At 69.0% G+C, this 15,321-nt stretch carries 11 protein-coding genes; 4 read left to right on the top strand and 7 right to left on the bottom strand.

Annotation, left to right across the window (positions count from 1 at the left end):
• Positions 1–12: 12 nt before the first annotated feature.
• The gene (locus KIT25_24895) at positions 13–3,591 is read right to left on the bottom strand and encodes a DUF3883 domain-containing protein (GenBank protein ID UYN95208.1); all 3,579 of its coding nucleotides are present in this window, start codon (positions 3,589–3,591) and stop codon (positions 13–15) included.
• A gap of 150 nt (positions 3,592–3,741) precedes the next feature.
• A complete protein-coding gene (locus tag KIT25_24890; GenBank protein ID UYN95207.1) occupies positions 3,742–4,230 on the bottom strand; it encodes a hypothetical protein in 489 nt (162 codons plus the stop codon).
• Positions 4,231–4,880: 650 nt separating this feature from the next.
• Here KIT25_24890 and KIT25_24885 point away from each other — a divergent pair.
• Positions 4,881–5,816, top strand: a complete 936-nt coding sequence (locus KIT25_24885) for a glyoxylate/hydroxypyruvate reductase A (GenBank protein ID UYN95206.1) — start codon at positions 4,881–4,883, stop codon at positions 5,814–5,816.
• A gap of 288 nt (positions 5,817–6,104) precedes the next feature.
• Here KIT25_24885 and KIT25_24880 read toward each other — a convergent pair whose 3' ends face one another.
• The 5 genes from KIT25_24880 to KIT25_24860 all read right to left on the bottom strand — a co-directional run bounded on the left by KIT25_24880 (position 6,105) and on the right by KIT25_24860 (position 10,184).
• On the bottom strand, positions 6,105–7,322 hold the full coding sequence (locus tag KIT25_24880; protein UYN95205.1) for a class I SAM-dependent methyltransferase: 1,218 nt from the start codon (positions 7,320–7,322) through the stop codon (positions 6,105–6,107).
• An 84-nt stretch (positions 7,323–7,406) separates the two neighbouring features.
• Positions 7,407–7,805: a hypothetical protein gene (locus KIT25_24875; protein ID UYN95204.1), complete on the bottom strand. Its 399-nt coding sequence runs from the start codon at positions 7,803–7,805 to the stop codon at positions 7,407–7,409.
• Between the two features lie 136 nt (positions 7,806–7,941).
• Positions 7,942–9,234 (bottom strand): CCA tRNA nucleotidyltransferase, encoded by a 1,293-nt coding sequence (locus KIT25_24870; GenBank protein UYN95203.1) that lies wholly within the window; start codon positions 9,232–9,234, stop codon positions 7,942–7,944.
• Positions 9,120–9,353, bottom strand: coding sequence for a hypothetical protein (locus tag KIT25_24865; GenBank protein UYN95202.1), 234 nt, complete (start codon positions 9,351–9,353; stop codon positions 9,120–9,122). Before KIT25_24865 ends, KIT25_24870 begins: the two co-directional genes overlap by 115 nt.
• A gap of 198 nt (positions 9,354–9,551) precedes the next feature.
• The gene (locus KIT25_24860; GenBank protein UYN95201.1) at positions 9,552–10,184 is read right to left on the bottom strand and encodes a CoA pyrophosphatase; all 633 of its coding nucleotides are present in this window, start codon (positions 10,182–10,184) and stop codon (positions 9,552–9,554) included.
• Here KIT25_24860 and KIT25_24855 point away from each other — a divergent pair.
• The 3 genes from KIT25_24855 (at position 10,183) to KIT25_24845 (ending at position 15,293) form a co-directional block, all read left to right on the top strand.
• Entirely contained in the window at positions 10,183–11,265 is a 1,083-nt protein-coding gene (locus KIT25_24855; protein UYN95200.1) for a MoxR family ATPase, read from the top strand. The genes KIT25_24860 and KIT25_24855 overlap by 2 nt on opposite strands.
• A gap of 178 nt (positions 11,266–11,443) precedes the next feature.
• Positions 11,444–12,367, top strand: a complete 924-nt coding sequence (locus KIT25_24850; protein UYN95199.1) for a DUF58 domain-containing protein — start codon at positions 11,444–11,446, stop codon at positions 12,365–12,367.
• Between the two features lie 130 nt (positions 12,368–12,497).
• Positions 12,498–15,293 carry a DUF4159 domain-containing protein gene (locus tag KIT25_24845; protein UYN95198.1) on the top strand — a complete coding sequence of 932 codons (2,796 nt, stop codon included), beginning with the start codon at positions 12,498–12,500 and terminating at the stop codon, positions 15,291–15,293.
• Positions 15,294–15,321: the final 28 nt, after the last annotated feature.

The following is a 15,321-nucleotide window of genomic DNA, read 5'->3' as shown; positions in this document are numbered from 1 at the left end:
GATAGTCCCTGATCACGACGGCGCCTCTGTGCGCCCCAGTAACTCGGAAAATGCGTAGTTCACGCTGGTGACGCCGAAGTCCGGTTCGCGGCCGAAGGGCCTGCGCAAGTAGTGGACTTTGTGATGCCCTCCGTCGAGGAACTCCACGATCGCTAGAATGAAGTCGTCGGGCTTATTCAACGAGTAGAGGACCTCGTTGCGAGTAACCGTGATCGTGTCCGCTCCGGTAACGCGCCCTTTAACTTCGATGAAGCGCAACTTGCCGGTGCCAGGGACGGCGCTCTCGATGTCGTAGCCGAGTCGTTCGGTCTCGCGATCAACCGGCAGAAAGCCGAGCTTGCGCTCCACCTCCATGACGATGGCACGGGCCCGTGCCGCCGACGCCTGCGTGTCCGGTAGCGCCGCCTCTGCCTTTACTCCACCCGTCATGGCGTCGACCAGTCCGCGCGGCACGACGAGCACGCCGCCCAAGGCAACGGGCGGCAGTGGCGCAAGTTGGCGTTCGCGCTTGATCTCTTCCAGCCGCTTCTGCAGCCGGGCCTGGAGGTCGTCGGCGCGCTTGCGGGCTTCAGCCGAATTGAGTCTGGCGTTGGGCTTGCCGGCGCGCTCCTGGTCCTTGAGCTGCTCGGCCCGGTAGTCCCAGTAGTTTATCTCCTTGGTCAGCCGGTCCTTCACCGCTGCTTCGGTCTTGTCGAGCAGGTCCAGCTTGCGGTCGCGCACCTCCTTCAGGTGCTCCGGCACGACGCGGGCAATGGCATAGTCCAGGGCTTTCGCCTCGACCTCCCGACCGATCCAGCTGCATTCAGGACGCGCCAGGATGGCATCGATGCCAGGCTCGTCCTCAGCCAGCGGCCGATAGTCAAGGTAGGGAGCGTAGTTGAGGTGCCGCGCCGTGCCGTCGGCGCCTATCTCGACGAACAGCAGGCGCTTGGAGACGACGCGACGCTCGCCGGCGCGGGTCAGGCTGGCGTCCTGGATGGCGTGCTCGAGGAAGAACAAGAGGCGCGGCTCTGTGCCCGTATCGCGTTCATCGACGAGCACGGCGCCACGCCGCAGCAGCTCGCGGTGCCGCTCCAAGGTGAGATCGATCACCGAACTGAGCAGCGGATGGCCGGGAAAGACGAAGTCGGCCGGCGGCGGCCCAACCAGCATGCCCTTGTCGAAGGCGATGCGTTCGTAGCGTGGCTGGACCGGACGGCCGAAGCCGATCAGGCGGTCGCGAGCGCGCACCAGTCCCGGCACGTTGGTCAATTCATAGCGCCGCGGTTCGCGCAGCCGCGCCGTGCCGCCCAGGCGCTTGAAGGCTTCGACGAAGAACGATTCGACATAGTGCGGCTGCAGGCGGCGCGCGTCGGCCCGTTCCATTTCCTCGCGGATGCGGAACACGCGCGAGGCGTCCATCGCATCATGGGCGAGCGCCCGCTCCTCCAGAAGGTCCTGCAGCGTTCGACGGTCGAACGCATTGTCCACCACCCGGGTTAGCCGGGCGCGCACCTCGGGCTGCTCGCCGTAGCGGATCGCCTCGATCAGCAGCTCGCGCAGCGGCTTGCCGTCGAACTGCAGCTTGCCCAGCACGTCGAAGACCTGGCCGCCCAGCGCCGTGCGCGCCTGCTCCAGCTTCTCCAGCAGGCGCCGGTAGACGTCGCCTTCGCGGGTCTCGTCGGCGACGAGGTTCCAGAGATGGCAGACCTCGGTCTGGCCAATGCGGTGGATGCGGCCGAAGCGCTGCTCCAGGCGATTGGGATTCCACGGCAGGTCGTAGTTCACCATCAGGTGGGCGCGCTGCAGGTTGATGCCCTCGCCCGCCGCATCGGTGGCGAGCAGGACCTGTACCTCCGGATCGTTGCGAAAGGCTTCCTGAGTGTTCAGGCGGTCCTCGCGCCCCATCCCGCCGTGGATGGTGACAACGGTGCCGTGGCGGCCGAGCAGCGTGCGGATGCGCGCCGTGAGATAATTCAGCGTGTCGCGATGCTCGGTGAAGATGACGAGTTTCTGGCGCGGCGACGGCGTCGGCTTGGGTGCAGGAGGAGCGCCCGAATCGTACTCCTTCTGGTCCTCGGCCAGCGCGTTGACGATGGACGTGGGCGTGAAGATCGTGCCGAGCAGCGTGGCGAGCTCACGCCACTTGCGATCCTCGCCGCTGCGGCGCAATGCCTGCGCCATGTCCTCCAGACGATTGAGCGTGTCTATCTCGAGGCGCAGCTCCTCGATCGAGCGCGCCGCGGTGGACTGATCAAGCACCTGTTCCTCGGCTGCCTCGACTTCCGACTCGGGCGCCTCCTCCAGATCCTCCACGTCCTCTTCGTCGAGGAGCGGGCCCTGGATGGCTTGCAGCTCCGCCGTCCGGCCGCCGCGCTGCAGGATCTCCAGCTCGCGCAACCGGCTCTCCAGCCGCTCGCGGCGGCGATGCAGCGACTGGTAGATGGCTTCCGGCGACGAGGCGAGGCGGCGCTGCAGAATGGTGAGGGCGAAGCCGACGGTGCCGGCACGCTTGTCGTTCTGCAGCGCATCGGCGCGGTCGAATTCGTTGCGCACGTAGTCAGTGACGGCCTTATAGAGGGCGGCCTCAGCATCGGAGAGCTTGTAGGAAACGGTGCGGGCGATCCGCTCGGGGAAGAGGTGTGTGCCGTCGAACTTGAGCAGGCTCTCCTTGACCATGCGGCGCATCAAGTCCGACACGTCGACGGTGTGAACGCCGTCGCGGAAGCGGCCCTCGAAGCGGTCGCCGTCGAGCAGCGCCATGAAAAGCTGGAAGTCCTCTTCCTTGCCGTTGTGCGGCGTGGCCGTCATCAGCAGGAAGTGCCGCGTCAGGGACGACAGGAGCTGCGCTAGGCGGTAGCGCTTGGTGTACTTGATCTCGCCGCCGAAGAAGGTCGCCGACAGCTTGTGCGCCTCGTCACAGACCACGAGGTCCCACCGGCAATCGGGCGCCTGCAGCTTGAGCTGCACGTCCTCGTCGCGCGACAGCTTGTCGAGGCGCGCGATGACCAGGTTGGTTTCGAGGAACCAGTTGCCGCTGCCCGCCGCTTCGAGCTTGTCATTGGTGAGGATCTCGAAATGCAGGTTGAAGCGGCTGCGCAGTTCGTCCTGCCACTGCTCGGCCAGGCTGCCCGGACAGACGATGAGGCAGCGCTGCAGGTCGCCGCGCGCGACCAGCTCCTTGATCAGCAGGCCGGCCATGATGGTCTTGCCGGCGCCGGGGTCGTCGGCCAGCAGGAAGCGCAGCGGCTGGCGCGGCAGCATGCTCTCGTAGACGGCGGTGATCTGGTGCGGCAGCGGCTCGACCACCGACGTGTGGACCGCCAGCACCGGGTCGAACAAATGGGCAAGATGGATGCGCTGCGCCTCTGAGACGAGGCGGAACAGCGCGCCATCGCCGTCGAAACTCCACGGGCGGCCCTGCTCGACGAGCTCAAGGTCGGCCTCGCGGTCACGATAGAGCAGTTCGTTGGCGACCTTTCCCGTCGGGTCCTTGTACGTTAGCTCCAGCGCGTCCGAGCCGAACCAGTGGACGCTGACGACCGTCACGACGGCGTTCGGCAGTATCCCTCGAACCGCGCAGTTCGGCTTGATGTCTTCGAGCCGCGTCATGCGCGGGCGCCCCAGTTGTTCATCTTGCCTGCCCCTCGGTAAACGTCGCAGAGCAGCCAAGTCATTTCAATGTGGCAATGAGTCTGTTGGCTGAGTTTCTTTGCGGTACTGCGACCGCTGCTTGCAGAGCGGGCGGCCGTCGCGCCTCCCTCACAACTCGCCGGAAGACTTCAGAAGCGCGGCAACGTTTACGCCCGCTCTTTCGAGCCTGTCTCGGGCAGCGGTCACGACTTCCGGGTCGAATTGACTGGCATGCCGAAGCACAATCGCTTCACCGGTGAGCTCCGGCATGTTTCGCTCCATCAGCATCGTGAAGCCATCGGTGTCCGTGGTTCTCTTAGCCCAGCTCATGAGCGTCGCGACGACACCGACTCGGGCAACCATCTGGCGGGTGCGGCTGAGCCGCACTGTCTTTCCGCGCTCCTCCTTGAGGATATGCTCGAACGCGTGAACCGTTTGCCAGAAATCGTGCTCGAGGGTTCCGGGCGTCTCGGCAGGAAGTATTGCGATGAGCCTGCGAAAGGCAGCGGCCGCAAGATCCGGATGGGCCGCTTTGAGGGCATTGGCGTGCCATGACCTCAGCTTCTCAGGGTCATCACAAGTGCCAATAAGGCCGAGCATCTTCTGCACATCTTTCATCGTGGCTCCCGCAGCTTGCACACAATGTAGGACAGCCATGGCTTTTAGCCTGCTTCGCCATGGCCAGCCTGACCCAGAAAGCCGCAGCGCCGAGGTCTGCCGCTACGGATCATGAGGCGCGGTCCAAATGAGCATGAGCGGCACTGGAGTGCAGCACTTCCAGCAATGGCGGGCTCGGAGGCCCGCAGTCCATCACTTCGTCAAGCTTTCCCTTTGCTCGCTCTGACACAAGCGGCCCGAACGACCGCGCCTCGAATGATGCGAGGTAGTACCTCGTATGGCCCACCCTTCGAGACGCCGCGCTACGCGCGGCCCTCAGGGTGAGGTGGGTTGGTTGATGTATCGAGGGACCCAGTTTGAGGGAGATTAGGGAGTTTATGGGAACGCGATAAGCTTCTGCCGCACCGGCCGGTTTGGCGCCGGTAGCTCACGACGAGGCGCGCCGGCTATCGGCCCGGCGTGCACTCGAGCGCCTTGCTGTAGAGACATACTCCACAGGTCATGACCCCTCCGGCCCTGCGGGCCACCTCCCCATGCTGCGCATGGGGAGGAGAAAGCAAGTGCTCGACGGGATCATGCTCCCCGCCCCTGGTTTGGGCCGCTCGATCTTCTCCTCTATCCTCCCGGCCACCGCGCGGGAGGAAGCCGTCATGGCGCTGCTCATCGTCAACCTGGACAAGGTCATCGGCAGCGCCGAGGAATTCCGCGCCGCGTTCGGCGAGCGGCTGCCCGGCCTGCCGATCCGCTTCTGGCCCGACGTCGGCGAGCCGAGGGACATCGAATACCTCGCCTTCATGCATCCGGATTTCGACAAGCTGCCTTCCTTCCCCAACCTCAGGGCCATGTTCAGCCGGTCGGCCGGCGTCGAGGCCTTCGCCCGGCATCCCAGGCTGCCGAAGGCGCCGCTCGGCAAGGTGGAACCGGCGGAGGGCGATCCGATGATGACGGAATACGTCGTCATGCACGTGCTGCGCCTGCATCGCGACATGCCGGGCTACCAGGCCGCGCAGGCGCGCAAGGAATGGCGCCGCGTGCCGATCGTGCGGCCCGAGCAGCGGCGGATCGGCTTCCTGGGGCTGGGCCTGATGGCGACGGCGCCGGCGCTGGTGCTGCGGTCGCTGGGTTTCCCGGTCTCGGCGTGGGTGCGCTCGCCGCGGCCGGCGGCGGAGGTGCCGCTGTTCCACGGCGACGACCAGCTGGAGCGGTTCCTCGGCCAGACGGATATCGCCGTCTGCCTGCTGCCGCTGACGCCGGCGACCGAGGGCATCCTCAGCGCGCGCACCTTCGCGATGATGCCGCGCGGCGCCATGCTGGTGAATGTCGGGCGCGGCAAGCACGTGGTGGACGAGGATTTGATCGCGGCGCTCGACTCGGGGCAGCTCGCCCATGCCGCGCTCGATGCGCTGTGGCCCGAGCCGCTGCCGCCGGAGAGCCCGTTGTGGACTCACCCCAAGGTCACGGTGATGCCGCACGTGGCGCGGCGGCCGACCGTCGGCCAGCTGGTCGCCGAGGTCGCGGCGAACATCAGGAGCCTCGAGGCGGGCGGACGGCTGCTGCAGGAAGTCGACGTGGCGCGGGGGTATTGAGGGGGATCCATCGTTCTCCTCCCCATCGTGGATGCGATGGGGAGGTGCCCCGCAGGGGCGGAGGGGTCATGAGCCTTGACCCCTCCGTCGCTGTAGGACAGCGACACCTCCCCGGCTTCGCCGGGGAGGAAAGGAAAGCGAGGCGACATCCGATCTTCTCCTCCCCTTGCGTAGCAAGGGGAGGTGTCGGCGTCTCACGCCGACGGAGGGGTCATGATTCTCGACCCCTCCGTCGCTGTATGACAGCGACACCTCCCCAGCTTCGCTGGGGAGGAGAAAAGAAGGCGATCAGCGGATCTCGACGCCCGCCTCGGTGAACTGCGGGTATTCGATGATCATGCGGTAGCAGTCGAGGCTGCCGCTCAGGAACTCGTAGGCGGCGCCCCACAGATAGAGCCGGAAGCGGCGGTAGTTGAACTCGCCGAAGCGGGCGATCACGGCGTCGCGGTTGCGGTCGAAGTTGCGCGCCCATTCCTGGAAGGTGAGGAAATAGTCGTGGCGGTCGTTGTAGAGCTCGCGCACGCGCAGCGGCGTGCGGGCCATCTGGGTGAGGAAGTCGTGCAGCACCAGGAAGGAATGGTTGCCGCCGTAAATGTACTTCACCATGAAGCTCGACAGCTCGTACTTCTTCGTGCAGGCGCTGCCGTCGAGGAAGACGCGGCCGCCCGGCTTGAGCAGCGACTGGAACTTGGCGAGCACGGCGCCGTAGTCGGGCAGGTGCTCGATCACGCCCATGATGACGATGGCGTCGTACTTCTCCGTCGCCTGGTAGGCGAGGAAGTCGCAGTCGACGACGGTCCAGTCGTGGCCCAGCTCGGCGGCGCGGCGCTCGAGGAAGGCCTTCGACGCGGTCGAGATGGTGAGGCCGGTGCACTTCACACCGCGCTGCGAGGCGTAGATGAACCACGCGCCCCAGCCCGGGCCGATCTCGAGGATGCGGTCGCCGGGCTTGAGCCCGAGCTTCTCGAAGCAATAGTCGAACTTGCGGACCGTGGCGGCGGCGAGCGTGTCGTCGGGGCGGTCGTAGACGCCCTGCGTGTACATCGGGTGCTCGCGGTCGAGGAAGCTCAGGAAGAAGTCCGGGTCGATGTCGTAGTGGCTGGCGATCGCCTTGCGGTTGGTGTGGACCTGGCCGAACATCAGGGGCTGCAGGAAGCGCCACAGGGTGACGAGGTAGTGCCGGTCGCCCATCGAGCGGCGGACCTCGAAGGGCCGCAGCATGTCGCCCTCGATGTCGACATGGCCCGCGACATAGGCGTCGCCGACCCGGCCCTCGTCCATGCTGGCGAAGGCGCGCAGGGCCTCGCGGTTGCGCAGGGTGAGCGTGAAGCTCGGCGGCCCCTCGCCGAAGCTGCGGCGGCGGCCGTCGGGGAAGACGATCTCGAAGGGCGTCGACGAGCGGGTGAATCGGCCGAGGATGCGGTCGACCAGCCCCGAAGAGGGGGCCTGGCCCTGGGTCGTGGACGTGCCCGGCGTGCTGGTGGTGGGGTAGGTCGGATCAGTCATGTTCCGACCGAATCTAGCGCCGTTTCCGATTCGATGGAACTCGGTCGATGTATCGCCTCCCCTTGCAAAGCAAGGGGAGGGGGACTAGCGGCGCAGCGCGAGTCCGGCGATGAGCGGCGCGGCGAATAGCGCGGCGACCAGGATGGGATAGGGCGCGCCCCACCAGAAGGCGAAGCGGTCGAGGAACGACGCCGTCTCCTCGCCGAAGGTCAGCCGCGCATAGGCGAAGTCGGCGAGCACGGTGGAGACGGGCCACAGCAGCGCGGCGAGCGCCGCGGCCGCGAGCCATTGCGGACCCGCCGTGCGGCGCGCATGGATGACCGCCATCATCGCGACATAGGGCAGCGGCACCAGCACCTTGTACCATTCGACGGCGCGCACCGAGAGCGCGGCGGCGATCCAGGTGTCGCCGACGATGTCGTTCAGGATCACCACGGCGGCGATGCCGAGCCACAGCGCGAAGGTGAGGCCGGGCCGGGTCAATTGCACTCCTCCCCATTCCTATGGGGAGGTGCCCGCGTCTTCGCGGGCGGAGGGGTCATGACTCGGTACAGGTTCCGAATCATGACCCCTCCGTCGGCGCAAGACGCCGACACCTCCCCCGCAGACGGGGGAGGAATCATTGTGCCTCCGCCAGCCGCTTCAGTTCGGCGAGGCAGGCGGCGCGGTCGGCGGCGAAGTCGCCGGCGATCCACCAGCGTTCGACGGCGTCCAGCAATTCGCCGACCTTCGGTCCGGGCTTCAGCCCGAGCTCGAGCGCGTCGGCGCCGCTCACCGGCAGCTCGGGCGGCGTCCAGCGCCGCGCGAGCGCGAGCGCGTCCCGCCAGCCGGACGGGCCCTGCAGCAGCAGGCGGTCGACGAAGAGCGTCGTGCCCAGCCGATGGAGCTCGGCACGCGGCTCGAGGCCGACGACCGGTTCGCGCGCCAGCATCACGTCGAGACGCAGCGCCTCCTGGGTCGAGAGCCTGAGCCGCCTGCCGATCGCCGCGGCATCGGCGCCGACGGGCAGCAGCGCGGCCAGACGGCGCAGCGCGTCGGGCTTCTCGGCGCCCGCCTCCTCGCGGGCGATCAGCGCGGCCAGGCGTGCCGTGCCCTCGACCTCCGGCAGCCAGCGGTCGAGGGCGCCCACCTCGATCATCGCCTCGACCGAATCGGCGGGATGCGGCGCGGCGAGCAGCTTCAGCAGCTCCTTCGCCACGCGCTCGGCGCTGAGCGCCTCCAGGGTGCCTGAATGGCGCCGGCAGGCGGCGACGCCCGCGTCGTCGATCGGCGGCCGGCCGTACCAGGCGTGAAAGCGGAAGAAGCGCAGCACGCGCAGGCGATCCTCGGCGATGCGCCGGTCGGGATCGCCGATGAAGCGCACGCGGCCGGCGGCGAGATCGGCGCGGCCGTCGAACCAGTCGTGGATGGTGCCGTCGGGCTCGGCGTAGAGCGCGTTGAAGGTGAAGTCGCGGCGCGAGGCGTCCTCGCGCCAGTCGTCGGTGTAGGCGACGACGGCGCGGCGGCCGTCGGTCTCGACGTCGCGGCGCAGCGAGGTCAGTTCGAAGGCATGCCGGTCGATCACCGCCGTCACGGTGCCGTGCTTCAGCCCGGTGGGAACCACCTTGATCGCCGCCGCGGCGAGCGCCGCCATCACCGTGCCGGGCGGCCGATTGACGGCGATGTCGATGTCGTCGACCGGCCGGCCGAGCACCGAATTGCGCACGCAGCCGCCGACGAAGCGGCCCTCGATGCCCGCCCTGGCCAGCGCCGCGAGCAGCGTGCGGACCTCGGTCGCGTCCATCCAGGCGAAGGCGCTCACGAGAAGAGGCCGCCGTAGCCCTGGTCCTGGGTGAAGAACATGACGACGAAGCCGACGATGGCGCAGGCGAGGCCGCTGATCGCCAGCCAGGTGAGCGGCAGGTCCTGCCATTCGGGCAGGGTGCCGGAGAGCTTGCGCTGCTCCTTTATCTTCACGCCCCAGGCCCACACGAAGAACGCCGCCGTCGGCGCCAGGGTCAGGACGAGGATGACGGCGACGATACGGATCATGCGTTCACCTTCCTCCCCTTGGCGGAGTCCGCCAAGGGGAGGTGTCCGCGTCATCGCGGACGGAGGGGTCGGAAGTCACGCGACTCATGACCCCTTCGTCGCCTAAGCCGCTTTCGGCGCCAATGGCGCCGAAACGGCGAGACGGCGACACTTCCCCTTCGCGGACTCCGCGAAGGGGCAGAAAAGAGGAGGCGTGTGTCATCTGTCCCTATCGGCCGTCAGAATGAAATGCAGGTTCTTCAGCATACCCGCCGTGGCCCCCCAGATGTAGCGCTTGCCGAAGGGCATGGCGTAGTAGCGCCGCTCCCTGCCCTGCCAGACGCGGCTGTCGATCCTGTGGTTGCGCTCGTCGAGGAAATGGGCGAGCGGCACCTCGAAGACGTCGGCGACCTCGCGCGGATCGGCATGGGTCGCAAAGCCCGGCTCGACGATGCCGACCACCGGCGTGATCTCGTAGCCGGTGCCGGTGCGGTAGCGGTCGAGCGAACCGATCACGTCGACGAAGCGGCGCTCGAGGCCGACCTCTTCTTCCGTCTCGCGCAACGCGGTGGCGACGGCGTCCTTGTCTTCCTTCTGCTGGCGGCCGCCGGGAAAGGCGATCTGGCCGGCATGGCTCGGCATGTCGTCGGTGCGCTGGGTCAGCAGCACCGTCAGGCCGGGCGCCCGCCGCACCAGCGGCACCAGCACCGCCGCCGGCCGCCAGGTCTCGGGCGCCGAGACCAGGCCGTTCAGGGAGAAGTCGCTGCCAAGCGGGGGCTGGGGGACGGGCAAACCGGATGCCAGACGGACGCTTCGGTTGCGCACCCGATGCACGATTTCGTCAACGGTCATGCCCTTGTTCCGGCCTTATTTCTGGGCTTCCCTCGCACTTCAAATCCCCTCACCAAGGAGCGCCCAGGTGGCCCCCGATACCTCGACCGCAACCGACGCCGATGCGCAGGCCGCGCTCGCCGACATCGAGCGCCTGGGCGGCCAGTTGCGCGCCGCGCGCGACGCCATCGGCAAGGTCATTTATGGCCAGCAGGACGTGATCGATCAAACCCTGGTTGCGCTGCTGTCGGGCGGCCATCTGCTGCTGATCGGCGTGCCCGGCCTCGCCAAGACCAAGCTGGTCGAGACCCTGGGCATCGTGCTCGGCATGGACGCCAAGCGCATCCAGTTCACGCCCGACCTGATGCCGGCCGACATCCTGGGCTCGGAAGTGCTGGAGGAGACCGACAGCGGCCGCCGCTCCTTCCGCTTCATCCAGGGCCCGGTGTTCGCCCAGCTGCTGATGGCCGACGAGATCAACCGCGCCAGCCCGCGCACCCAGTCGGCGCTGCTGCAGTCGATGCAGGAGCGGCACGTCACGGTGGCCGGCAAGCGCTACGACCTTCCCGCCCCCTTTCATGTGCTCGCCACGCAGAACCCGCTCGAGCAGGAAGGGACCTATCCGCTGCCCGAGGCCCAGCTCGACCGCTTCCTGCTGCAGGTCGATGTCGGCTATCCCGACGAGGCGGCCGAGCGGCAGATCATGATCGCCACCACCGGCGCCAACGTGCCCGAGGCGCTTCAGGCGCTGACGCCCGGCGAGCTGATGGCGGCGCAGGCGCTGGTGCGCCGCCTGCCGATCGGCCAGAGCGTGGTCGACGCCATCCTCAAGCTGGTGCGCGCCGGCCGCCCCGAATCGAGCGACCTCGACGTCGTGCGCCAGCGCGTCGCCTGGGGCCCCGGCCCGCGCGCCAGCCAGGCCTTCATGCTGGCCTGCCGCGCCCGCGCCATCATCCAGGGCCGCCTCGCGCCGTCGGTCGACGACGTGGTGGCGCTGGCCGGCCCGATCCTGCGCCATCGCATGGCGGTGAACTTCTCCGCCCGCGCCGAAGGCGTCACGGTGGAGACCGTCATCGCCCAGATGTGCGCGCGGCTGGGGTGACGATGCGCCCCTTTCCTCCCCCGTCTTCGGGGGAGGTGCCCCCGAAGGGGGCGGAGGGGGAAGGCAACAGAAAAGGTCGTATGATCACCGTCGCAACCAAAGTTTCGTTTGTGGCTTTCCCCCTCCGGCCCTACGGGCCACCTCCCCCGTCTGACGGGGGAGGCAAGCGATTCCAAAGATGACCGACACCTCAACCCTTCACCGCTCGCTCGAACTCGCCGGCACCCTGCCGGCGCTGATGGTGGCGGCCGACCGCGTGGCGGCGACGGTGATCCAGGGCGTGCATGGCCGGCGGCGCGTCGGCCAGGGCGACGCCTTCTGGCAGTACCGGCCCTATCGCGACGGCGACAGCGCCGGCCAGATCGACTGGCGCCAGAGCGCGCGCAGCCGCCACCTCTTCGTGCGCGAGACCGAATGGGAGGCCGCGGCCAGCGTGTGGCTGTGGCGCGATGCCTCGCCGTCCATGCAGTACGCCTCGCTGCGCGGACTCGACACCAAGGCGGTGCGCGCCGAACTGATCGTGCTCGCGCTGGCGAGCCTGCTGTCGGACGCCAGCGAACGGATCGCCGTGCTGGGCAGCGGCATGCGCCCGATCACCGGCCGGGTCGCCGTGCGCCGCATCGCCGAGCAGCTGTTCGACGAGACGCGCGAGGAGACGCGCGAGGAGACGCGCACGTCACCCAGCCTGCCGCCGCCAAGTCTGCCCCCCCTCGTGCCGCTGCCGGCGCACGGAACCGTCGTGCTGGTGTCGGACTGGCTCGATCCGCTCGAGAAGATCGAACAGGTCGTGCGGCACTATGCCAGCGCCGGCGTGCGCGGCCATGTCGTGCAGGTGCTCGATCCGGCCGAGGAGGACCTGCCGTTCGACGGCCACGTCAAGTTCGAGGGACTCGAGGCCGAGGGCCAGCACACGATTCGCCGGGTCGAGGCGGTGCGCATCGCCTATGGCGCGCGCCTCGCCGCGCAGCGCGAGGGACTGCAACGGCTGGCGCGGCCGGCCGACTGGACCGTGCACCTGCACCGCACCGACAAGCCACCGCAGACCATCCTGCTGGCGCTCTATCTCGCCATGGCCGACCTGCGTCGGCTGACGGCGGCGTGATGACGATGCCTCATTGCTGGGAGCGGGCCACCAAGGCGGAGGTTACTCCGCCGCGAGTGGCGCATCTTCTTCGCGCGGCAGCACCGCATGAGCGGCACTGGAGTGCCGCGCTCCCAGCAAAGACCGTGTCATGCTGAACCTCGGCGCGTTCGCCTTCGCCGCGCCGGGCATGCTGGCGCTGCTGCTGGCGCTGCCGGTGATCTACTGGCTGCTGCGCCTGATGCCGCCGCTGCCCAGGCTGGTGCGCTTCCCGGCGATCCGCCTGCTGATCGGGCTCGAGCCGACCGAGCAGACGCCGGTGAAGATGCCGTGGTGGCTGCTGCTGCTGCGCCTGCTGCTGGCGGCGGCGCTGATCCTCGCCATCGCGCGGCCGCTGCTGAACCCGCAGGCCGAGCTGCCGGGCAACGGCCCGTTGCTGCTGGTGATCGACGACGGCTGGTCGTCGGCGCCGGGCTGGACGACGCGCATCGCCCATGCCGAGCGGCTGATCCAGCGCGCCGAGCGCGCCGGCCGGCCGATCGCGCTGATGGGCACCGCGCCGCCGCCGCTCGATGCGCCGGTCGCGCGCCGCGGCGCCCTGCGCGCCGACGAAGTGCGCGCCGTGCTGCGCGCCTTCCGGCCCAAGCCCTGGCCGACCGACCGCGCGGCCGCGGCGGCCGAACTCGACCGCCTGCAGGTCGACCCGGCGGCCTACGCCGTGTGGCTGAGCGACGGCATCGGCGCCGGACCGGGCGACGAGGGCGCGGCGCGCCTCACCGAACGGCTGCGCCGCTTCTCCGATTTGCAGGTCTTGCTGCCCGACCAGGCGAGCACGCCGCTGCTGCTGCTGCCGCCGGTGGCCGAGGGCCGCGACCTCAAGCTGCGCGCGCTGCGGCCGGCGGCCGACGGACCGCGCAAGATCGCGGTGCAGGCCGCCGACGAACAGGGCCGCGTCGTCGCCCGCATCGACATCGATTTCGCCGCCGACGCCACGCAAGGCGAAGGCATGCTGCCGGCGCCGGCCGAGCTGCGCAACCGCATGGCCCGCCTCGACATCGAGGCGCAGGGCGGCGCGGGCAGCGCCGTGCTGCTCGACGAGCGCCATCGCCGCCGGCCGGTGTCGATCCTCGGCGAGCGCCCGATGGCGGCCGGCCAGCCGCTCCTGCAGGAAGTCTATTTCCTCGAGCGCGCGCTCGATCCCTATGTCAGCCTGCAGATCGGCGATCGCGAGGCCGTGCTCGGCCGCAACACCGCCGTCCTGCTGATCCCCGACAGCGCCGCCCCGTCGGCGGCCGACCGCGACGAGATCGCCAAGTGGATCGAGCGCGGCGGCGTCGCCGTGCGCTTCGCCGGACCGAATCTCGCGCAGGGCAACGATTCGCTGGTGCCGACGCCGCTCAGGCTGGGCGACCGCGCGCTGGGCGGCGTCATGAGCTGGGGCCAGCCGAGCGCGCTCGCCGAGTTTCCCGCCAACAGCCCGTTCCTCGGCGTGCCGATCCCGCGCGACGTGCGCATCCAGCAGCAGGTGCTGGCCGAGCCGACGGCGGATCTCGCCGACAAGACCTGGGCGCGGCTGGCCGACGGCACGCCGCTGGTCACCGGGGAGAAGCGCGGCCAGGGATATCTCGTCCTGTTCCACACGACGGCGAACACGAACTGGAGCAACATGTCGCTCTCGGGGCTGTTCGTGAACATGCTGCAACGTCTGGTGACCCTGTCGCGCGGAGTGGCCGGAGACGGCGTCAACAAGGCGCTGAAGCCGTGGCGCACGCTCGACGGATTCGGGCGGCTGGGCGCGCCGCCGGCCGGCGTGCAGATCCTGCCCGCCGACGCCAACGAGACCTTCCAGCCGCGGCCGACGACGCCGCCCGGCCTCTATGGCGACGAGCACGCGCAGGTCGCGTTCAACATCGGCGGCCGGGTGCCGACGCCGCGCCCGCTGGCGCTGCCGTCGGGCGTCGCCACCGACCGTCTCTCCGAGGGCGGCGAGACCGATCTGGCGAAGTGGTTCCTGCTGGCGGCGGCACTGCTGCTGCTGCTCGACCTGGCGATCTCGCTGTGGCTGCGCGGCCTGCTGGGGCGCGCGGTGCGGATCGGCCGGGCGGCACCCGCCGGCCTGCTCGTCCTGGCCGGCCTCGCCGTCGCCGCGCCCGACGCCCCGGCGCAGCCGGCGGCGGTGCAGCCCACCATCCAGCCCGTCGCCGACCAGCGCCCCGGTCCCGCGCCGCTCAGCGAGGAGCAGGCGCTCAGGGGCTCGCTCGACGTGCGGCTGGCCTACATCGTCACCGGCGACAGGGAGGTCGACGAGCTGAGCCACACCGGGCTGCAGGGCCTGAGCGAGATCCTGCGCAACCGCACGTCGGTCGAGCCGGCCGATCCGGTCGGACTCGATCTCGAGCGCGACGAGGCGCGGCTCTATCCCTTCATCTACTGGCCGATCACGCCGAGCCAGCCGGCGCTCAGCCCGCGCGCCGCGGCCAATCTCGACCGCTACCTGCGCACCGGCGGCATCGTGTTCATCGACACGCGCGACCAGCATCTCAGCTTCGACCGGCCGGCCGGCGGCAATCCCGACCTCAAGCGGCTGCTCGGCGGCATCGAGACGCCGCCGCTGGTCGCCATGCCGGCCGACCATGTGCTGACCAAGGCGTTCTACCTTCTGTCGGACGTGCCGGGGCGCTGGCAGGGCGGCAAGCTGTGGATCGAGGCCGGCAGCGGCCGGGTCAACGACGGCGTCACCACCATCGTGATCGGCTCCAACGACTATGTCGGCGCCTGGGCGGTCGACAATCGCGGCCGCGGCCAGCTCCCGGTGTCGCCGGGCGGCGAGACGCAGCGCGAGATGGCCTTCCGCTTCGGCGTCAATCTCGTGATGCATGCCCTGACCGGCAACTACAAGGACGACCAGGTCCACCTGCCCGACATCATGCAGAGGTTGAGGCGATGAGGATTCGCCAAGGGCACGAGTCTTACCT

This window comes from Enhydrobacter sp. (assembly GCA_025808875.1).
In the GTDB taxonomy this organism is placed as follows: domain Bacteria; phylum Pseudomonadota; class Alphaproteobacteria; order Reyranellales; family Reyranellaceae; genus Reyranella.
Note: the sequence above shows the minus strand (reverse complement) of the source record. Positions and strands in the feature narration are given on the sequence as shown.